This is a genomic window from Bradyrhizobium ontarionense (genome assembly GCF_021088345.1).
Classification (GTDB): Bacteria; Pseudomonadota; Alphaproteobacteria; order Rhizobiales; family Xanthobacteraceae; genus Bradyrhizobium; species Bradyrhizobium ontarionense.
The window spans coordinates 3461607-3482357 of sequence record NZ_CP088156.1; the positions used below are offsets into that span (position 1 = coordinate 3461607).

General features: G+C 65.5%; 19 protein-coding genes. 3 read left to right on the forward strand and 16 right to left on the reverse strand.

From position 1 onward, the window contains the following. Positions 1 to 19: 19 nt before the first annotated feature. From LQG66_RS15650 to LQG66_RS15720, 15 genes are all read right to left on the reverse strand, one after another. Positions 20 to 1111, reverse strand: a complete 1092-nt coding sequence (locus tag LQG66_RS15650; RefSeq protein WP_231327097.1) for a hydrogenase small subunit — start codon at positions 1109 to 1111, stop codon at positions 20 to 22. A 237-nt stretch (positions 1112 to 1348) separates the two neighbouring features. Further along, positions 1349 to 2788 carry a nickel-dependent hydrogenase large subunit gene (locus LQG66_RS15655; protein ID WP_231327098.1) on the reverse strand — a complete coding sequence of 480 codons (1440 nt, stop codon included), beginning with the start codon at positions 2786 to 2788 and terminating at the stop codon, positions 1349 to 1351. Continuing rightward, a complete protein-coding gene (locus tag LQG66_RS15660; protein WP_231327099.1) occupies positions 2785 to 3801 on the reverse strand; it encodes an NADH-quinone oxidoreductase subunit B family protein in 1017 nt (338 codons plus the stop codon). Before LQG66_RS15660 ends, LQG66_RS15655 begins: the two co-directional genes overlap by 4 nt. Positions 3802 to 3854: 53 nt before the next feature. Continuing rightward, complete coding sequence (locus tag LQG66_RS15665) at positions 3855 to 4958, reverse strand: HoxN/HupN/NixA family nickel/cobalt transporter (RefSeq protein ID WP_231327100.1); 1104 nt, start codon at positions 4956 to 4958, stop codon at positions 3855 to 3857. Positions 4959 to 5132: 174 nt separating this feature from the next. Next, positions 5133 to 6452 (reverse strand): trypsin-like serine protease, encoded by a 1320-nt coding sequence (locus tag LQG66_RS15670; RefSeq protein WP_231327101.1) that lies wholly within the window; start codon positions 6450 to 6452, stop codon positions 5133 to 5135. Between the two features lie 98 nt (positions 6453 to 6550). Then, a complete protein-coding gene (gene phoB / locus LQG66_RS15675; protein WP_231327102.1) occupies positions 6551 to 7258 on the reverse strand; it encodes a phosphate regulon transcriptional regulator PhoB in 708 nt (235 codons plus the stop codon). A 16-nt stretch (positions 7259 to 7274) separates the two neighbouring features. Next, a complete protein-coding gene (phoU, locus tag LQG66_RS15680) occupies positions 7275 to 7991 on the reverse strand; it encodes a phosphate signaling complex protein PhoU (RefSeq protein WP_231327103.1) in 717 nt (238 codons plus the stop codon). Between the two features lie 34 nt (positions 7992 to 8025). Next, positions 8026 to 8847 (reverse strand): phosphate ABC transporter ATP-binding protein PstB, encoded by an 822-nt coding sequence (gene pstB, locus LQG66_RS15685; RefSeq protein ID WP_231327104.1) that lies wholly within the window; start codon positions 8845 to 8847, stop codon positions 8026 to 8028. Next, entirely contained in the window at positions 8844 to 9719 is an 876-nt protein-coding gene (gene pstA, locus LQG66_RS15690; protein ID WP_231327105.1) for a phosphate ABC transporter permease PstA, read from the reverse strand. Before pstA ends, pstB begins: the two co-directional genes overlap by 4 nt. Before the next feature lie 3 nt (positions 9720 to 9722). Continuing rightward, positions 9723 to 10721: a phosphate ABC transporter permease subunit PstC gene (gene pstC / locus LQG66_RS15695; RefSeq protein WP_231327805.1), complete on the reverse strand. Its 999-nt coding sequence runs from the start codon at positions 10719 to 10721 to the stop codon at positions 9723 to 9725. Between the two features lie 103 nt (positions 10722 to 10824). After that, on the reverse strand, positions 10825 to 11835 hold the full coding sequence (pstS, locus tag LQG66_RS15700; RefSeq protein ID WP_231327106.1) for a phosphate ABC transporter substrate-binding protein PstS: 1011 nt from the start codon (positions 11833 to 11835) through the stop codon (positions 10825 to 10827). Positions 11836 to 13194: 1359 nt separating this feature from the next. Further along, the gene (locus LQG66_RS15705; RefSeq protein ID WP_231327107.1) at positions 13195 to 13500 is read right to left on the reverse strand and encodes a hypothetical protein; all 306 of its coding nucleotides are present in this window, start codon (positions 13498 to 13500) and stop codon (positions 13195 to 13197) included. A 269-nt stretch (positions 13501 to 13769) separates the two neighbouring features. After that, a complete protein-coding gene (locus tag LQG66_RS15710; RefSeq protein ID WP_231327108.1) occupies positions 13770 to 13964 on the reverse strand; it encodes a hypothetical protein in 195 nt (64 codons plus the stop codon). Between the two features lie 43 nt (positions 13965 to 14007). Beyond that, entirely contained in the window at positions 14008 to 14241 is a 234-nt protein-coding gene (locus tag LQG66_RS15715; protein ID WP_231327109.1) for a type II toxin-antitoxin system HicB family antitoxin, read from the reverse strand. After that, a complete protein-coding gene (locus LQG66_RS15720; protein ID WP_231327110.1) occupies positions 14238 to 14849 on the reverse strand; it encodes a hypothetical protein in 612 nt (203 codons plus the stop codon). Before LQG66_RS15720 ends, LQG66_RS15715 begins: the two co-directional genes overlap by 4 nt. A 319-nt stretch (positions 14850 to 15168) precedes the next feature. On the opposite strand from LQG66_RS15720, the gene LQG66_RS15725 reads away from it, so the two are divergent. Together LQG66_RS15725 and LQG66_RS15730 are read left to right on the forward strand one after the other, a co-directional pair. After that, a complete protein-coding gene (locus tag LQG66_RS15725; RefSeq protein WP_231327111.1) occupies positions 15169 to 15783 on the forward strand; it encodes a TIR domain-containing protein in 615 nt (204 codons plus the stop codon). Further along, positions 15780 to 17282 carry a KGGVGR-motif variant AAA ATPase gene (locus LQG66_RS15730; RefSeq protein WP_231327112.1) on the forward strand — a complete coding sequence of 501 codons (1503 nt, stop codon included), beginning with the start codon at positions 15780 to 15782 and terminating at the stop codon, positions 17280 to 17282. Before LQG66_RS15725 ends, LQG66_RS15730 begins: the two co-directional genes overlap by 4 nt. A gap of 65 nt (positions 17283 to 17347) precedes the next feature. Here LQG66_RS15730 and LQG66_RS15735 read toward each other — a convergent pair whose 3' ends face one another. Beyond that, positions 17348 to 18277, reverse strand: coding sequence for a hydrogen peroxide-inducible genes activator (locus tag LQG66_RS15735; protein WP_231327113.1), 930 nt, complete (start codon positions 18275 to 18277; stop codon positions 17348 to 17350). A gap of 220 nt (positions 18278 to 18497) precedes the next feature. Between LQG66_RS15735 and LQG66_RS15740 the strand changes: the two genes are divergently transcribed. Further along, positions 18498 to 20615 (forward strand): tetratricopeptide repeat protein, encoded by a 2118-nt coding sequence (locus tag LQG66_RS15740; protein WP_231327114.1) that lies wholly within the window; start codon positions 18498 to 18500, stop codon positions 20613 to 20615. The last annotated feature ends 136 nt before the right edge of the window (positions 20616 to 20751 follow it).

Sequence of the window (20751 nt, forward strand, 5' to 3'; positions counted from 1 at the left end):
TTGCCTGCCCTGAATTCGATTAATGATCTTGTTTGGCGTCGTCGCGCTTGGTGGCTAGCCGTTTGACGGCCGTCACCGCTGCATGCGCCGCGACTGCCGCGCCCACCGTGCCGGCGGCAACCATGCCGACCTGGTCGGCGTTGCGCTCGATACCAAACTGCTTGATGTTGGTGAGGCGGTCGTAGAACGAGCCCTTGTCCCAGAAGCCGTCCTCGGAGCAGCCGATGCATCCGTGGCCCGACTGGATCGGGAACGACACGCCGCCGTTCCAGCGCACCGTCGAGCAGGCGTTATAGGTGGTCGGGCCCTTGCAGCCCATCTTGTAGAGGCAGTAGCCCTTGCGCGCGGCCTCGTCGTCCCACTCCTCGACGAACTGGCCGGCGTCGAAATGCGGGCGGCGATAGCACTTGTCGTGGATGCGCTGCGAGTAGAACATCTTCGGCCGGCCCTGGCGGTCGAGCTCGGGTAGCTTGCCGAAGGTGGTGATGAAGGTGACGACGCCGGTCATCACTTCCGCGATTGGCGGACAGCCCGGCACCTTGATGATGGGCTTGTTGGTGATCACCTTGTCGATCGGCGTGGCCTGCGTCGGATTCGGCTTCGCCGCCTGGACGCAGCCCCAGGACGCGCAGGCGCCCCAGGCGATGATCGCCATCGCGTCCTCGGCCATCAGCTTCAGCTTCTCAACGAACGGCTTGCCGCCGTCGATGCAGAACATGCCGCCCTCGTTCAGCGGCGGGTTGCCCTCGACCGCGAGAATGTACTGGCCCTTGTACTTCGCGCGCGTCTCTTCGAGGATGGCCTCCGCCTGATGGCCGGCCGCCGCCATGATGGTGTCGTCATAGTCGAGCGAGATCATCGACAGCACGGCATCCTTCACCAGAGGATGCGCCGAGCGAATGAAGCTCTCGGAGCAGCAGGTGCATTCGAGCCCATGCATCCAGATGACGGGCGTGCGCGGCTTGGTCTCGAGCGCATTGGCGATGCGGCTGGCGGCGAGCGGGCCGAGGCCGAGGCTCGTCGCGGTCAGACTGCAGAACTTGTGAAAGCTGCGTCGCGTGATGCCCTGACGCCTGATGACGCTGTAGAACGTTTCCGTCGCCGCGCCCATGAGTCCTCCCCCTATGATCACCTTGGCAACCGTTATGGTCGCTATCTGACAGGAGGAGACAGCAAGAAGCAGGCCAGCATCAAAGCCGGATTTGAATCACAATGATTCCAGATGCTTGGAGCGAACACATCGACGCGACAGGACAAATACGACCCGGTCTGACGTGACGATCGGAAATCACGCGCTTTGCACCCGACAAGTTTGTTACCGCCTGTTGCTCGGCTGTTTGCAGTGCGTTCAATGCGCGGTGCACACCATGCACGGATCGAACGATCTGACGACATGCTGGATGCCGACAGCGCGCGCACCGGCCGCGCCGACCTCGGTGCCGACGAGCGCCTGCTCGAGCGGACCTGCGATGCCGCCGGCATCGCGCGGCGAAAAATTCCAACTGGTCGGCGCGATGATCTGATAGCGCTCGATGCGGCCGGAGCGCACCGCGAGCCAATGGCCGAGGCTGCCCCGCGCCGCCTCTACGAGACCAACGAAGTTGCCATCCGCCGTGTCGCCGCTATTCAGGCAGAACGGCTCGTTGAGACGCAGCGCCTTGATCCAGCCTTCGATCGAAAGCGCAAGCTGCGCCGTCTCGATCAGCCGGGCAATCACGCGATTGCGGACATTGCTGCCGTCAGCGGCGAGCAGCGCCGTGATCAGCGGCTGACCGTCCACCGCCTGTCTCGCTAGTGCGCCAACCTCGACGGGCTGACCGGCCAGGCGCGGCGCCTTGCACCAGCTGTAGGCGTCCGCCTTGTCGGCATCCGGCACGGTGCGGCTCTCGGCCGGATCGAGCGAGGTCTCGCGCATCCAGGCGTGCGAGACGTCCTCGGTGATCCGGTCCGACGGCAGAGCTTCGACCTCTCCGTTGCTCGCGCGAATACCGGCGCGAAAACGAGCGCCGTCCGAATCGTGGTAGGCGCCGAAACTCATCAACAGGCCCGGACCCTTGCCGAGATCGGCGAGAGACAGCGCATCGGCGACAGCGAGGAAATGCGCAAAGTCGCCACCGCGACCGTCGCGCCAGCGGTCGAGCTCGTCCGGTGTCGACAAGGCAACCACGTTCTCGAGCTTGTCGGCGAACATCACGCGTTCGAGGAAGCCGCGAAACGATGCCGCGATCGCATTCAGCCGGATGCGCTCGCCAAGCTCGATCGCGCGCGTGGTCCCGCCCGGCTGGAACGCAAGGCTATGCGGCCATTTTCCGGCGATCACGCCCATGATCTCCAGCAGCCGCGCCCGCGCCGGCAGCGCCTCACGCGCCGCACTTCCTTTGGTCGCGGTAAAGCGCTCGGCCGCAGCGCCATGCCAAGCCTGCGACGCATAGGCCTCGCGGGCGAAGTCTGGCATGAAGAAGATATAGAAATGCGTCAGGTGATCCGCCGCGTTCTCGGCCGCATGGGCGATGTTGGTTGCGAGCACGCCGTTCGGCGCGGTCGCGACGCCCATGGCCTGGCGCAACGCGCCTGCCGCTGCGATCGACTGCGACACCGAGCAGATGCCGCAGATGCGCGGTGCGATCACCAGGGCATCGAGCGGCGGACGCCCCTCCAGGATCTGCTCGAAGCCGCGATAGAGCGGCGCGGTGACTTCCGCGCGCGCCACGCGGCCTTGCTCGATGTCCAGCCGGACCTCGAGATCTCCTTCGACGCGGTTGAACGGGCCGACCGTGATCCGCGTCATGAGCTGCGCTTGTCGCCCGAGCGGCTCGGCGGCACCACGACGTGGTCGGCCGTCGCGTTGACGCGGACGCGCCGCGGCGTCGCGGACTTCGACAGCGCCGCGAGCGCCACGAACCAGGCCTTGGGCATGTCGGTCGGCAGGCCGACGGGAATGCCCGCAAGCTTCGCGGTCTGCAGATAGTTCTGCGCACTCTCGAAGCCGGGCGAGGTGCAGGCGATGCAGGCATAGCCGCCCTTGGTGCAGGAGCCGCCGCCGTTCCACGAGCGCTGATTGCAATCGCCGACGGCCTGGGTGGCACGACAGCCGAGATGCTCCATCAGGCAGCCCCGCTCCGACATCGTCTCCGCGCTTGCCTTGAATTCATAGAACTCGTTGCGCGAGCAGCCGTGATGGGCGAGGTGATTGGCGATGAATGTCGGCCGGCCGAAACCATCGAGCTCTCTCGCGGTGAGGTCGCCGTTGGTGAGGGCGAGCAGGCTTTCCATCATCCAGCCCGGATGCGGGGCACACCCTGCGACATTGATCACCGGCAGCCCACGCTTCGAACGGAAGCTGGCGCCGAGCGCGCCGCCGACGTCGCTGCCCTCGAACTGCAGCCCGACGGCGTCTGTCGGGTTGACACCGGCCGCGGGAATCCCGCCATAGGCAGCACAGCTGCCGACGGCGACGACATAGTCCGCCAGCGGCGCAAGATCGAGCAGCCAGTGATAGATCGAGCGGTTGGTGCCTGCGAGCATGTTGAAGCGGCCAGTCAGGCCCGGCCCGCGTGCCACCGAACCTTCGAGCACGAGCAGGTCGAGTCGCTCGCGGCCGTCCCGGATCGCCTCAAGCAGGTCGACGACTTCGTCGCCGGTCTGCTCGCTGACCGAGGGGTGCCATACCAGATCGATGCCGGACTGGCGCAGCTCGTCGAACCAGCCGGAGGCGCCGCTTTCCAGGATCGACATGGTGCAGCCGCCGCAGCTCGCGCCCTGCAACCACAGCATCCGCGTCATCGTACCGGAGCCGTCCATCGTGAGCGTTCCATCCCAATCTCGGCCTGTCGCGTTCCGTCGGGCCGGCCGATTTAGCCCTTCAGCGGAAACGCCGGCAAGCGCGCCGCAACCGAAGGCGATGGCTTGCGCTGACGGCGCATGACGATGATGGCACCGATCCAGGCGGCGGGAAACAGACACGCCACCACGATACCGAGATTGGCCAGATAGCCATTCAGCGCGGCCGCCGTATCCCAAGGCCCGCCCGAGAGGCCGAGTTGCGGCCCGACAAGACTGAAGGCCTCGGCGCTGCCGATCACCAGAGCGATGGCGACCGATGCGCCGGTGATCACGAGATTATAACGGAGCTTGCGCACGGGATCGGTGAGCGCCCAGCGGTAGGCCCCGGCCATCAGCATGCTGTCAGCGGTATCCACAGTGGCCATCGCGGCGGCGAACAGCGCCGGGAACACCAGCACGTGAGCGAGACTGGCGCCCCGCGCGGCCTCGGTGGCCGACAGGCTCAACAGACCAATCTCGCTCGCGGTATCGAAGCCGAGGCCGAACAGGACGCCGAGCGGATACATGTGCCAGGCACGGCCGACCATGCGCAACAGCGGACGCAGCAGGCGGATCAGGAGGCCGCCTCCCGCGCGCCCGGCCTTGTCGGCATCACCTTGCGACGGCTGTTCGGCATGCGGCTGCGCGGACCGACGCCAGAGATTGATGAGCAGAACGAGATTGGCGCAGGCGATCAGCAGCAGGAAGACCGATGATACGGCTGTGCCGATCACCCCGCCGATCACCCTGACGGCGCTTTCGTCATTCATCAGCCCGGCGCCGGCGACGAGGCTCAACACGACCGTCGCAATGACGACGACGCTGGAATGACCGAGCGCGAAGTAAAGACCGGCAGCGCGCGGCGCGTCGCCGTCCTGCACGAGCTTTCTCACCACATTGTCGATCGCCGCAATGTGGTCGGCATCGACCGCATGGCGCAATCCGAGCAGCCAGGCCAGCATGGCGGTGCCGACAATGGCCGGACGGTCCGCATAGAGGGCGACCGCCCAGGCCCAGGCAAGGCCGTTGGCCGCCACCAGCCCCACAGCCAGGACCGCATTCCCCTGCGCCTGCCCCCGCCGCCGGAACAGCGCGGGCCGCGGGCCGTGGGGATGATCAATTGGAACAATCGTCATACGCTGGAGAGAGCAAGAGACGCGCCAGTTCGCCGTGGGCCCAGCCTCCAGGCCGAAAGCCGCGCGGAATCAAGGGGAGCAGGGCCTTCGATCGCGGATCGGCGTCCTCGATTGGCAAGCCGCTATCCGGTCACGCGCAGACAATGACCAGCCGCACGCCTTGATCACGCATCGTCAACGTGCAGATGCCCTCCTCTCCGCCACGATCTCACTCCGAACCGCCGCCTCGAACTGGCTCGCGGGTGCGGCGAACATCAATCGCGTCTCCTCGTGGAAGGCCGAGAAGATACCGACCACGGCCGGCTCGCCGCCGACCTCGGCCAGGATCGGCGAGCCCGAATAGCCGAAATTCGCCAGGCAATGGACGGTCAGCAGCCGGGCGTCCCTGGTCATGTCGGCGCGGCAGTTGCGCTGTCCGGTCGGCGAATAGCGCCGCTCCTGGCCGTAGCCGATCTCCGAGATCGTGCCTGCCTTGGTCGCTGCCGCGAGATCGTCGCGCGTGAGCGCCTTCACCGCCACCGGCCTCGACGGCAGATCGTCCTTCAGCACGATGAGCGCCCAGTCTGACGGCGAGCGATCGAGCGACCATTTGTCGTGCTGGGTCGGGACGAAGTCCGGGGCCACGATCAGGCGGTCTGCGACCGAGGACGCGGCTGGCGTGCCCCTGTTCATGCCGGCCAGGAAGCGGACGTTGCCGGGGCTGACCTGCGCGACCCCGTTGAACACGCAGTGTGCGGCGGTGAGCACGACGCGCGGAGCCACCAACGTGCCGGTGCACCAGCCGCCGGTGCTGTATTGCGCGACGGTGACCACGCCGATCGACGACGCCGGCCAGGATGTGGGATCGACGACCTCGCCGATGTGCCGATCGAGCCCGAGCAACTCTCCCGGCCTGGGGCTGGCGATGCCGGCGTCGGCCGATTCGAATTTCGGCTTCCAGTTGGCGATGATGGTCTCAGCCTGCCGCCGCTGCGCTTCGCTCAGCTTGACCCGCTGCACGTCGCGGCCGGCCGACCTCACCCCGTTGCGGCCGGCCATCACCAGCCAGGCGTAGCCCTGAACCGGATCCTGCTGCACCGATCGGCCGTCGAGCATCATCAGCCCGAGCATGTACTGCGACTGGGCGAAGCCCTGCGCAGCCGCGCGGGTGAACCAGCGTGCGGCCTCGCCGTAATCACAGGCAACGCCCTCACCATTGACGTAGGCGATGCCGAGATAATGCTGGGCGACGGCAAGCCCCTGATCCGCGGCCTTGCGATACCAGGCCAGCGCCTCGGCGGGGTTGCGCGGCTGGCCCCAGCCGAACGCGGACATGAAGCCGAGATCGAACTGCGCCCGCGCATCGCCCTTCCGCGCCAGCGGCGTGAGCCGACGCAGCGCCGCCGCATGCTCGCCGCTGCCGGCGGCGGCAACCGCTTCGTCGAGCTCGGCGGCCGAGGCGCCCACCACGGCGCCGAGCACCATGGCGAGACATATGATGATCGTCTTGATCAAGGGCGTCCGCTGGGACCGAAGACACTTCTGATGAGGCGCCCACCCAAAATGATCAAGACGGCATCGGCGTGGCGGAAAGCAGTCCGCCGCCTCCTTAATCAGGCCTGCTCGATCTTGGCAAAGCGATCGTCCAGGGCGTAGCCGGCCCCGCGCACGGTGCGGATCGGATCCTGCTCACGCCCGGGATTGAGCAGCTTGCGCAAGCGCCCGATGTGAACGTCCACGGTCCGCTCGTCGATGTAGATGTCGCGGCCCCAGACGCTGTCGAGCAGCTGCTCGCGGCTGAACACGCGGCCCGGATGCTCCAGGAAGAATTCGAGCAGCCGGTACTCGGTCGGGCCGAGATCGATCGGCCTGCCGGAGCGCGCCACGCGGCGCTTCTCGCGGTCGAGCTCGATGTCGCCATAGGTGAGCACGGTGGCGAGCCGCTCGGGGCTGGCGCGCCGCAGCAGACCCTTCACGCGGGCCAGCAGCTCGGGCACCGAGAACGGCTTGACGATGTAGTCGTCGGCGCCGGTCGCGAGCCCGCGCACGCGCTCACTCTCCTCGCCGCGCGCGGTCAGCATGATGATCGGCAGCTGCCTCGTCTCCGGCCGCGCCCGCAGCCGCCGGCACAGCTCGATGCCGGAGAGGCCCGGCAGCATCCAGTCGAGCACGACGAGATCCGGAATACGCTCCTTCAGCCGCGTGTCGGCCTCGTCGCCGCGCGCCACGGTCTCGACCTCGTAGCCCTCGGTCTCGAAATTGTAGCGCAGCAGCGTGGTCAGCGCTTCCTCATCTTCCACCACCAGAATGCGCGCAGCCATGTCTCAAGCGTCTCTCTCAGTTGCCGGGAATCGTGGTCGCAAAGCTCGTCATGTCGCCCTTGGGGCGCTTGTCCGTGATCTGCTGGCCCTCGATCATGTAGAACACCGTCTCCGCGATGTTGGTCGCGTGATCGCCGATCCGCTCGATGTTCTTGGCGCAGAACATCAGATGGATGCAGAACGAGATGTTGCGCGGATCCTCCATCATGTAGGTCAGGAGCTCGCGGAACAAGGACGTGCAGATGGCGTCGACTTCCTCGTCGCCCTTCCACACCGTCATCGCCGCCGGCAGATCATGCGCGGCATAGGCATCGAGCACGGTCTTGACCTGCGACTGCACGAGATCGGTCATGTGCTCGAGCCCGCGGATCAGCTTGAGCGGGTGGAAATCGCTCTCCAGCGCCGCGACACGCTTGCCGATGTTCTTGGCGAGGTCGCCGATGCGCTCCAGATCGGTCGCCACGCGCATCGCGCCGACGATCTCGCGCAGGTCGACCGCCATCGGCTGGCGCCGGGCGATCGTGAGCACGGCACGTTCCTCGATGACGCGCTGCAGCTTGTCGACCTCGGCATCGGTGGCGACCACCTTCTGCCCGAGCGCCACGTCGCGCCGCACCAGCGCATCGACGGAATCGACGATCAGCCGCTCGGCGAGGCCGCCCATTTCCGATACCAGCCGCGTCAGGTCCTGCAGATCGCTGTCGAACGCCTTGGCGGTATGTTCACTGGCCATGATGATCTCCTAGAGGCAATGATGCTGTCCGGCGTCAGCCGAACCGGCCGGTGATGTAGTCCTGGGTCCGCCGATCGCTCGGCGAGGTGAAGATCTTGCTGGTCTCATCGAACTCGATCAGCTCGCCGAGATACATGAAGGCGGTCTTGTCGGAGACGCGCGCCGCCTGCTGCATGTTGTGGGTGACGATCGCGATCGTGTAGTTATCGGACAGCTCCTGGATCAGCTCCTCGACCTTGGCAGTCGAGATCGGGTCGAGCGCCGAGCACGGCTCGTCGAACAGGATCACCTCCGGCCTGACGGCCACGGTGCGCGCGATGCATAGCCGCTGCTGCTGGCCGCCCGACAGCGACAGGCCGGACGCGTTCAGCTTGTCCTTGACCTCGTTCCACAGCGCGCCACCGCGCAGCGCCTTCTCGACGCGGTCGTCCATCTCCGACTTCGAGATCTTCTCGTAGAGGCGGATGCCGAAGGCAATGTTTTCGTAGATCGTCATCGGGAACGGCGTCGGCTTCTGGAACACCATGCCGACCCGGGCGCGCAGCAGGTTCAGATCGAGCTTGGGATCGAGGATGTTGGTGTTGTCGAGCATCAGCTGGCCGGTCGCGCGCTGGCCCGGATAGAGATCGTACATCCGGTTGAAGATGCGCAGCAGCGTGGACTTGCCGCAGCCGGACGGGCCGATGAAGGCGGTCACGCGGTTGGTGCCGAGCGACAGGTTGATGTTCTTCAGCGCCTGGTGCTCGCCATAATAGAAATTGAGATTGCGCGCGATCACCTTGGCCGGGGCGTCCGGCAGCGACTTGGAGGGAATGGCGGCCGTCGGGCTGCTCACGGATACGGACATATCGGTCATTTCGAGCTCCTCTCGGCGCCGAGAATGCGCGCGCCGATGTTCAGGGCCAGCACGGTCAAGGTGATCAGAAGGGCGCCGCTCCAGGCCAGCTGCTTCCAATAGGCATAGGGGCTCTGGACGAAATTGTTGATGGTCACCGGCAGGTTGGCCATGGTCTTGCTGAGGTTCAGGCTCCAGAACTGGTTCGACAGCGCGGTGAACAGCAAGGGCGCGGTCTCGCCGGCGACACGGGCGGTCGCAAGCAGGACGCCGGTGATGAGGCCGGAGCGCGCGGCCCGGTAGGCGATCCGCTTGATCACCAGCGAGCGCGGCAGACCAAGGGCGGAGGCCGCCTCACGCAACGGGTTGGGCACCAGCAGCAGCATGTCCTCGGTGGTGCGCAGCACGACCGGGATCACGATCACGGCGAGCGCGAGCGAGCCTGCGAGCGCCGAGAAGCCGCCCATCGGCACCACCACGGCACCGTAGACGAACAGGCCGATGATGATCGACGGCGCCGACAGCAGGATGTCGTTGATGAAGCGGATCACCGAGGTCAGCCGGTCGTTGCGGCCATACTCGGCGAGGTACGTTCCCGCGAACAGGCCGAGCGGCGCGCCGATGCCGACCCCGATCACGGTCATGATGATGGATCCGACGATCGCGTTGCGCAGGCCGCCTTCCGCGGAGCCGGGCGGCGGCGTGTCGGCGCTGAAGACCTGCAGGCTGAGACCGGCCAGGCCGTTGACGAACAGCGTGAACAGGATCAGGGCAAGCCAGGTCACGCCGAACAAGGCGGCGGCCATGCACAGGCCGCGGATCACGATGTCCCAGCGGCGCCGGCGCGCGTAGATCGGATTGACGGGATTGGCCTGCAAGTCGACCGCGGACATGTGCTATTTCCCCGCCTTGGTTTCGAGCCGCATCAGCATCAGACGCGCCGCCGCGAGCACGAAGAATGTCAGCACGAACAGCAGCAGGCCGAGCAGGATCAGGCTCGACTGGTGCAGTCCGTCGCTCTCCTGGAATTCCGAGGCGATCGCGGCCGAGATGGTCGTGCCCGGCGCAAAGATCGAGGACGAGATCCGGAACGAGTTGCCGATGATGAAGGTGACGGCCATGGTTTCGCCGAGCGCGCGGCCCAGCGCCAGCATGATGCCGCCGATGACGCCGACCCGCGTGTAGGGGATCACGACGCTGCGCACCACCTCCCAGGTGGTGCAGCCGACGCCATAGGCGGCCTCCTTGAGCACCGGCGGCACCGTCTTGAACACGTCGACCGAGATCGCGGTGATGAAGGGCAGCACCATGATGGCCAGGATCAGCGCGGCGTTGAACAGGCTGAGATAGGACGGCGGACCGGCGAAGATGTCCTGCAGCACCGGGATGCCGGCGCACAGATTGATCATGAACGGCTGGAACGTGTAGGCCAGGAACGGGCCCAGCACGAAGAAGCCCCACATGCCGTAAATGATCGAGGGAATGCCGGCGAGCAGTTCGATCGCGATGCCGATCGGACGGCGCAGCCATTGCGGGCACAGTTCAGTGAGGAAGATCGCGATGCCGAGACCGACCGGAATGGCGATCAGCATTGCGACGAAGGAGGTGACCAGCGTGCCGTAGATCGGTCCCAGCGCGCCGAGCACCGGCGGATCGGCCGAGGGCGCCCAGCGCCGCGTCCACAGAAACTCGAAGCCGAATTGCTTCATGGCCGGCCAGGCGCCGACGATCAGCGACAGGATGATGCCGCCGAGGATCAGCAGCACCGAGATCGCGCTGATCCGGGTGATCCAGTAGAAGGTGACGTCGCCGACCTTGAAGGCGTTGAGCGCCCGCGCGCGATCGTAGGGTCCGACGGCGTCCGCAATCTCGCTCGCGTCGCTCTGAACGGCCATGTCTGCCACGCCAGTCCCCTGTTTTTCTGTCACTTAAGGCGCGCCCTGAGGTGGCCCCTCCCCCTCCACGAGGGAGAGGAGCCGCGTTGTCGTCGAGCCCGACTTAGCTCTTGATGTCGGACGACCAGGTCTTCTCGATCAGCTTCACGACGCTGTCGGGCATCGGGATGTAATCGAGCTCCTCGGCCATCTTGTCACCCTTGGCGAACGCCCACTTGAAGAACTTGATGGCCTCGCCAGAGGCTGCCTTGTCGGTGGGCTCCTTGTGCATCAGGATGAAGGTCGCAGCCGTGATCGGCCAGGACTTGTCACCGGGCTGGTTGGCCAGGATGACGTAGTAGCCGGGGGCCTTGGCCCAGTCGGCATTCGCCGCAGCGGCCTGGAAGGCTTCGACGGTCGGCTGCACGGTCTTGCCGGCCTTGTTGACGAGACCGGTGTAGGTCAGCTTGTTCTGCTTGGCATAGGCATACTCGACATAGCCGATCGAGTTCTTGGTCTGGCCGATGTTGCCGGACACACCCTCATTGCCCTTGGCGCCGACACCGACCGGCCATTCGACGGCGGTGTTGGAACCAACCTTGCTCTTCCAGTCGGCGCTCACTTCCGAGAGGTAGTAGGTGAAGTTGAAGGTGGTGCCCGAACCGTCGGAGCGGCGAACCACCGCGATCGCGTCGGACGGCAGCTTGACGCTCGGGTTGAGCTTCTTGATCGCGGCGTCATCCCACTTGGTGATCTTGCCGAGATAGATGTTGGCGAGCGTCTCGCCGTCCAGCACCATCTCGCCCGGCTTCACGCCCTCGAGGTTGACGACCGGCACGATGCCGCCCATCACCTGCGGCCACTGCACGAGACCGTCCTTTTCCAGCTGCTCGGCCTTCAGCGGCGCGTCGGTCGCACCGAAGGTCACGGTCTTGGCCTGGATCTGCTTGATGCCGCCGCCGGAGCCGATCGACTGATAGTTCAGACCGTTGCCGGTCTCCTTCTTGTAGGCGTCAGCCCACTTGGAATAGATCGGGAACGGGAACGTCGCGCCCGCTCCGGTGATGTCGGCAGCGAAGGCCGACGTCGATGCGGCGACCAAGCCGGCAGCGACGATAGCTTTGACGAAATTCATAGCTGGTCTCCATGCTTGGGAAGCGAAGCGCCATATGCGCCCGATTGCGCTTCCCCGGCCGCTTTAAGGGGCCTCGATGCCGCTTTTATAAAGGTTCGATGACACTCGGATGACAGTAACAAGCCGTTGAAAACAATTGATTTTCCAGAAGAGACCCGAATTTTTACGGGCCAACCGACACGTTGCCGCGGGCCGCGGCGCCTCGCCCTTGTGCGAGCGTCGCTCACCCAGGAAAAGACCATCACCGCTGTCATCGCCCGCGAGGGGCGGGGCGAACCAGTATTCCACCTGCGGCAGTGATCAACCGCGACACCGCGGTGTACTGGATGCCCGCCTGCGCGGGCATGACGGCGGCGGGTATGGCACGGCTTGCGCCCCAATTTCAGTGTCGTCCCGGGCAAGCCCGGCAACGCGCAGCGTTGACGGACGCCGACCCGGGATCCATACGCAGCGGCGGATGTGGCTGGGCGAGAACGGTCGGCCATCGTGCCTCAAACGTTTCCCTGGGGTTATGGACCCCGGATCGGCGCGCGCGTGCCGCGCGCTTGTCCGGGACGACATTGAATGTGAGGCGAACGCCGGTGGCGGCTTGGTCGTCATCAATGAACGCGCCGTTGGCCCACAACACGCGCCACACAAGCGGTGTCGTCCCGGGCAAGTCCGGCAACGCGCAGCGTTGGCGGACGCCGACCCGGGATCCATACGCCGCGGCGGATGTGGCTGGGCGAGATCGGTCGACCATCGTGCCTCAAACGTCTCCCTGGGGTTATGGATCCCGGATCTGCGCGCGCGTACCGCGCGCTTGTCTGGGATGACAGTGAGGAGCTGGTTGGCACCTTCATCAACCGCAACAAGATGGCGACATGCATCATCTAGGCACGTGCTTAGATCCCGCGGCACGTCATGCCCGGGTCATGCATTCGTCATGTCCCTCCTGAAATACGAGAGGGCGCGGAGAAGGCCGGGAGCCTGCCGCCCCCATGGCCCGCCTGCAGAAAGAAATGCAGGCGGCAGGTACCACAGGTTCGGCTGGGACATCCCGGCCTTCCCCGCGCAACGGTTTTAACGGTGTCCTTCGTGCTCTCCCTGGGGATCGGCTTTCTTGCCCCCATCGCCCGCGCGAGCCGTCAAAGCATCACTCGCGAACTTGACCTCAGCGTCGAGAGGCCAGGACCACACGACTTCGCCGTACGTAACTACTGCGCTCGTCGGCACAGCCATCACGTCCATCGCAGCCCACCTCAACGTTTCGTGACGACGCGTACGTCCCTCTGCACGAGGCGGGTTGGCAGGGATATAAGCATGATTTCCGGAAAAACGAAAGAGAAAAATGAGCGGCCGACGGTTGCGAAGCGGCGGTCAAGTCCGGTCCTTCAGGATCTGGCGGGCCGCCGACGCGATGCGCTTGGCCAGCGTCAAGGCCGTCTCCTTGTCCCGGACGTGGAAGATGTCATCGCTGATCAGACGGTCGTCGAGCCAGGCGCGAAACGCCTGCTCGCTATCCGCCGTGAACGTTCCCTCGTCATACACGAAGCCGCTCAAGGGTCCCTCGATCACATAGTCCGTATCGGCCGGGTTCGGGGATGGCCTGGCGCATTGCGCCCAGATGCGGCCATCGTCGTCGACGAACGCCAGCACGCCCTGTTCGCGCTCTTCGAGTTTCATCCGAATCTCCTCCGTGCCGGTGAATACGACGAGCTATTTCCGCGTCATTGCGAGCGCAGCGACGTGTCCGCCGAAGCCCGAAGGGCGTAGGTGGAAGCAATCCAGAGTCGCGCCGCGGAATCATCCTGGATTGCTTCGCGGAGCCTGTCATCGGGCCGCGCGTTCGCGCGGACCCGTTGGCTCGCAATGACGGAGGAGAGATGGTGCACTCTCTTGTCTGCCTTCCCCCTCCGAGTGCCACACGGTCCGGCCACCGCCTGGGTGCCGCACTAGCTCTGCCCCGGGCAGGTGATCTCCTTGTAGACCGCGTCGGCGAACGCCTTGATGCCGGTGTTGATGCGCAAGGGCGAGGTCAGGGTCTGATAGGTGACGATGCCGCGCGTGATCGACAGCACCTTGTAGCTCTCCGCGATCCTGGTCTTGTAGCATTTGCCGACCTGGATGGCGTCCTCTGTCAGTGGCATGGTCTGTCCCGTCGCGTTGGAGTCCCCGACATCACATCAAGAATCACGCCAGCGGCGCGGCGTCCGGCGCCGCCCGAGGGGCAGGAGGGTCCCGGTCGACCGCCTTGAACGCATCGAGGCACGCAAACATCGCATGCTGACCGTCCGTAATGGCCTGCTGGGCATTCCCACCGATGCCGATGACACCGGGAATATCGGGAAAGGTGACGAGAAAGCCGCCGCCATCCTCGGCACCGAGCTCCGTCACGTCGTAGACATAAGAGTGCGGGTCGATCATCGCACGGCCTCATCCATGTGGTCGATCATCGCAACGAAGGCCCGGATATGCGGCGCCCTGATCTTCGACTTGAGAGGAACGGTCACGCAATGTGGGACCGAGGGATGCAGGAACACCTCGTGGGTGCCGGTGATCTTGCGAAACTTCATCGCATGTTGTGACGCGATGATCTCGAGATCGACCGGCTTCCAGTCGCCGCCGGGATTGGCCCGCAGTGCAGCGATGCGCTGATTCTGCATCCCGCCCTGTCGGCTTTGCGACATTTGGCCGGATGGCGACGCGCCATTGTCCTTCGCGGCGTCTTGCGCGGCGCTGCTGTCGTCGGGATGCACCAGGCGGAGGAACGCCGCGATGAAGTCGCCGACCGTGGCACTTCGCTGCGCCAGCCGCCAGTTCTGGGAGAGCACGAGCCTGGTCCCGTTCGCGGCGTTATGAAGCGCGACGAACTCGTCCATCATGGTCAGGACCCGGACGGCGCTGAGATTGTACGGCTCCTGGGTGAACTTCCGCGTCAGATCGATGCGTTCTTTCCTGAGACCGGCATTCTCGCGCAGCCAATCGACAATCCTGCCTTGCCAAAACTCCCGAGTGTGTGGTGGCCCAGACATAGCCGTTCTCCAAGCACGCGGTCTCGATCGCAATCGGCGCGCGCCGCGGATTGAACTGACGGAGATCGATATCCGCGGATCGCCGCGCCGTGGCGAATGCGCATGCAGCCGTCGTCGGTTGGCCATACAAGAGCTGTGCCATGGTCAAGCTCAGGGCGGCTCAGCCTTCGCGCGCGCTGTCCGTCCGCCGACGGTCCAGTCCCTCCGACGATGCCCGGGCTCAGCGGGACAGCCGCTGCGCCGCAACATTGCGGCGGAGCTTCTCTTCTGTTTATAGTTGCATGATTGAGATCGACCGATTTTCACGCTGGCGGCCGCTGTGAGCTATACGCACGACATTTTCATCAGTTACCGGCGCAACCCCGAGACGCTCGCCTGGATCAGGCAGCATTTCCTGCCGCTGTTGACGTTGCGGGTCGACATGGAGCTGGGCCGCGCGCCGACCGTGTTCATCGACGAACAGGTCGAGACCGGCACCTCATGGCCTCAATCGCTCGGAACAGCCCTGGGCTGCTCCCGAACCCTGATCGCGCTGTGGACCGGAAACTACCTGTCGAGCGTCTGGTGCTCGACCGAGCTCAGCCACATGGTGGCGCGCGAGCAGGAGGCGCAATTGCGGACCGCGCAGCGCCCGCATGGCGTCGTGATCCCGGCATTCATCCATGACGGCAACCGGTTTCCTGCCGAGTTGAGCTATATGCAGCGTTTCGAAATCCAGCAGTGCTTCAACGTGCGGATGGCCTCCAACAGTCCTCGCGCCGAAGAGCTCGATGCCGTACTGACCGCGCAGGCGCCGGCAATCGCCGCCTGCATCGAGCATGCGCCAGCCTTCCGGAAATCCTGGCCACAGGCGGCCATCGCGAAGATGTACCAGAAGTTTCATGAGCGAGCCGGGCCGGTGCAGACGACAGTGCCGCGGTTCACGGCGCCATGAGCAGCATCGTCACCTTCTATTCCTACAAGGGCGGCGTCGGCCGCAGCATGGCGCTGGCCAACATCGCGGTGCTGCTGTCGCGGCGCGGCCTGAAGGTGCTGGCCGTCGACTGGGATCTCGAAGCGCCGGGACTGGAGCGCTATTTCAGCTACTACGAGATCACGGGACGCGGTACCGGCCTGCTGCGCATGCTGGTCGAGGCGCGTGACATGGGCGAGATCGACGAGAACGCCTTCACGCTGTCGGTTCAATGCGGAGGGTCGCATCCGCTGACCTTGCTGCCGAGCGGACGCGAGCAGGACGACGCCTATTCCGCCAATCTGGAATCCTTCGACTGGGGAAAATTCTTCGCCCATGGCGGCGGCGTATTGTTCGAGGAACTGCGCAACCGCTGGCGCAGCGAATATGACATCGTCCTGATCGATAGCCGCACCGGCCTGAGCGACACCGGCGGCATCTGTACCATCCAGTTGCCGGATGTCGTGGTGGCGATGTTCACGGCCAACCATCAGAGCCTGTATGGCGTGCGCGACGTGATGCGGCTGGCGCAGCGCGCGCGGCAGTCGCTCGCCTATGACCGCATGCCGCTGTCGATCCTGCCCTTGCCGTCGCGCTGGGGCGTGCAGGAATTCCAGGAGACCCAGGTCTGGCTCGACCGCGTCGTCGAGGGTGTCCGGGAATTCTATGCGGACTGGCTGCCGGTCTCGATCGACCCGCGCCAGGTGGTCGAGACGATCAAGATCCCGCATCACTCCTATTTCGGCTTCGGCGAGCGGCTCGCCGTGCAGGAGCAGGGCACCAGCGACCCCACCGGCATGGGGTTCGTCTACGACAAGGTCGCGGCGTTCCTCGCCAGCGATCTGCGGGACGTCCGGACGCTGACCGGAATCGACCCGGCTGTTCCTGAGACCGCGCGGCCCCCCATCGTCCGCAAGCGGCATTCGCAGCGTTCGGTCTTTCGCGAGGCTCCTCGCCGCGAGGACGTCTTCGAGTACGACGTTTTCGTCAGCCACGACAGGTCGTCGACCGAGGCCGCGATCGAGATTGCCGATGCCTTGAAACGCGAATTGTCTTCGATGCGCGGTGAAGAGACACGCCTGTATCTCGACGTCAGCGAGGTGGTAGCTGGAGATCATTGGCGAGATGAGATCCGTGATGCGGTCTCGCGTTCCAAGATCATGCTCATGCTCGTCACTCCGCGATATTTCGAGTCCGACTTCGCGGTGAAGGAGCTCAATCAATTTCTGGAGCGGAGCAGCGTCCAGGACGAGGCGCTCGTACTGCCCGTCTTGTTGGCGGGTGATCCTTTGAGGCTGTCGAAATTAGTCGGCGAACATGTCATCATCGATGCGCGGGAAGCCGCCTTGTTGAGAACGTCGAAGTCTGCGTCAGGGCGCAGGCCTTCCAGTTGGCACGCAACGATTCACCTGATCGCCAATTTGTTGCGCGAGATGATCGACGAAGCGCCCAGCCGCCCGGCACAGCAGACTCTTGCCTGATCACTGGCGGCGCGCCTGAGCTCCTTGTCTCAAGGCATCTGCATCGTCGACGCCGCAACATCCCCTCACCCGCGCCGCTTGCGGCCCTGCCCGGCCGCGGCCTGCTTGCGCAAGCCCTCGGCCGCGCCGGCCACCACCTCCGATATCTGCAGCAGCTGCTTGGCGAGCGGGCTGGTCTTGCGCCAGACCATGCCGATGGAGCGCTGTGGCTGCGGCTCGGCGAAGCGCGCCAGCGACACCGCGGCCGAGCGCGTCTCGACGCCGACCGCCATCTCCGGAATCAAGGTCACGCCCATGCCGGCGCCGACCATCTGCACCAGGGTCGACAGCGAGCTCGCATCGAGCATCTCGCGGGGCGCCTGCATGTTGCAGAACGTCAGCGCCTGATCGCGAAAGCAGTGCCCCTCCTCCAGCAGCAGCAGCCGCATCTCGCGCAGCATCTCGCTGCTCGGCACATCAGCGCCTTCATATTCGGGCGGTCGCACCAGCAGGAAATTCTCCGAGAACAGCGCGACCTCGGTCAACGACGGCTCGGAGACCGGAAGTGCGACGATCGCGGCATCGAGCCGGCCCTCGACCAGCTCCTCGATCAGTTTCGGCGTCTTGGATTCGCGCACGTGGATGTCGATCTCGGGATGCTTGCGCGTCAGGTTCCCGATCACCTTGGGCAGCAGATAGGGCGCGACCGTCGGGATCATGCCCAGCCGCAGCCGCCCGGTCAGCTTGTCGCGCGAGGCGCGAGCGAAATCGCCGAGCTCGTCGACAGAACGCAGGATGTCGCGCACGCGCTCGGCGAGCTGCTCGCCGAACCGGGTCAGCACGACCTGCCGCGCGCTCCGCTCCAAGAGGACGCCGCCGAGCGCCTCCTCCATCTCCTTGATCTGCATCGAGAGCGCCGGCTGCGAGATCGCGCAGGCCTCGGCGGCGCGGCCAAAATGGCCGAGACGCGCCAGCGCATCGAAATAGCGAAGCTGCCGCATCGTCAGATGTATCATCAGATTAACTTATCGATCCTCGCCGGGAAGTCAATTTTTCCTAAGGCAGGGCTGCTGCAACCCGCGGCTGCAGCGACGTCACGCACCGTCCCGGCCTGCGAAAAAAATGCTGCGAATCTGACTGTTCCCTTTGTGGTCGCCGAAAATGCTCTGCGCTATCGTCACCCAGGCGAGAGCGCAGCGACAGGCCAGCCCGGATCGAAGATCGCAGGTGAAGATGATGAAGACGTCGACGACCGATCTCGGCATCCCGACGATCTCGCCTTTCCGGCGGCACAGCGGAGCAACGGCCGTCGCGCTCGCCTGCGCGGCCATCGTGCTTAGCATCGTACTTGGCATCGTACTTGGCGCCGGAGCGGGCACGGCCCGCGCCGGCGAATCGGATGACTGCAGCCCGCGTCCGACCGCGAAGACGATCGCGGCCTGCACGACCATCATCGATGACCAGACCCGCCCCGACGGCGATCACGTCCAGGCCTACGTCAATCGCGCCCGCGTCTACACCAACCAGGCCCAGCTCGAGCTCGGGCTTGCCGACGCCGAAGCGGCGCTGCGGCTGGACGGCCGCTCCGTGCCCGCCCTGCTCGCGCGTGGTCAGATCCTACTGCGGAAGAATTCGCTCGATGCCGCGCGGGCCGATTTCGATCGCGCCGTCGACATCGATCCCAAGGCCATCGGCGGCTATCTGTCGCGCGGAAATCTGCGCTTGCAGACCAGGAGCTTTCCGGAAGCCCTGAGCGATTTCGATGCGGCCCTCCGTCTTGCGCAGGATTCGCCGCCGGCCCATGTCGGACGCGGCCGGGCGCTGCTGGAAACCGGCGATCTCGATGGCGCGATGAACGAGATGAACCTCGCCATCGCCGCGGCCCCGATCAATGGCATCGCTTATTTCTGGCGTGGCCAGATCTATCGTCGCAAGGGCGACACGCAGCATGGGATCGAGGATTTTTCGCGGGCGATCGCGCAGAGCGGCGGCCGCGAGATCAACCCCTTGCTCGCGCGCGGCCGGCTGCTGCTGGCCAAGGGCGACTATCCGAAGGCCGCCGCGGACTTCAAGGCCGCGCTCGCGATCGCGCCGGACAATCCGGAAGCGAAGGAGTTGGTGAAGTCGGCCGAGGCGATGCAGGCCGAAGTCGGAAATTCGGCCACGCCGTCGCAAGATCGCCCGGCGGAGGCGAACGCGCCGCGCCCCAGCGTGGCAACGAACGCACCGGCGACGCCGCAAGGCTGGCTCGAATCGGTCAAGCCGCTCGCGGCCCAGGGCAAATGGCAGGAGGTGGTCCAGAGTCTCGACCGGACGCTGGCACAGAAGCCGGACGATGCGGCTGCTCTGCAATACCGCGCGCTCGCCCTGCTGCGCCTCAACCGCGCGGCCGAGGCCCGCAGCGATCTCGACCGGGCGCTGCGGATCAAGCCCGACGACGTCGTCTCGCTGTCCCTGCGCGGGTTGGCCCTTATCGCCGCGCGCCAGCTCGAGCTCGCGCGTACCGACATCCAGCATGCCCTGGATCTCCAGCCGAACCACCCACTCCCCCGCGCCTATCGCGGCATGATCAACCGGCTGCAGCGCAACTTTCCCGCGGCCATCGCCGATCTCGATCGCGCAATCGCGCTCAATCCGAAGGACGGCGCCTCCTTCACGCAGCGCGGCCTGACCCGCATCGCCATGAACGAGGCCGACAAGTCCGTCGTCGATTTCGACCAGGCGCTGGCGCTCAATCCGCGCGACGACGATGCGCGCGCCGCGCGCGCTCTTGCGCTGCTGTTGAGGGGCAATGCCGGCGAAAGCCTGTCCGACCTCAACATCGTCCTCGAGCATGATCCCAACAACCAGATCGCCCTGCTCGGGCGAGGCCTTGCCCTGATGACCACGGGGCAGCTCGACCGCGCCATCGTCGCGCTCAACCAGATCATCGGCAAGACCGCCGACGACAGCGCCGCGCGGCTGCTGCGCGCCCGCACCTATCTGGCCCAGCACGACCTGGCCCATGCCACCGCCGACATCGATCAGGTCGGGGTCGTCCGGCCCGACGACGCGGAGTACCTGACCGTGCGCGGTCTGCTGCACAACGCCACCAAGGACTATCAGCAGGCGATTGCCGATTTCGGCCAGGCCCTGGCCAAGCACGAGACCATCGAGAACTATATCGGGCGCGGCCAGGCCTATGAGGCCCGCAACGACACCGCCCGGGCCACCGCCGACTTCCGTCACGCCATGGCCCTGACGCCGCGGAGCGTGTTCGACCTGGTGGCCCAGGCCTCGCTCAAGCAGAAGGTGGATCACCTGTCCAAGCAGCTGCCGTGCTCCGGTTCGCGCGGTTCTGGAACGTGCCTCTGAGGTTTTGACCGGCAATAATGCGGCGTCCGCTCGCTGGCGGTCGGTGATGGTTGCGGGCATTGCGGCGCCGAGGCCAGGCCGCAGCCCGCGCTTCCGGTCCTCGAATGACGTCTCGGGACCCGGACGCCGGCATCAC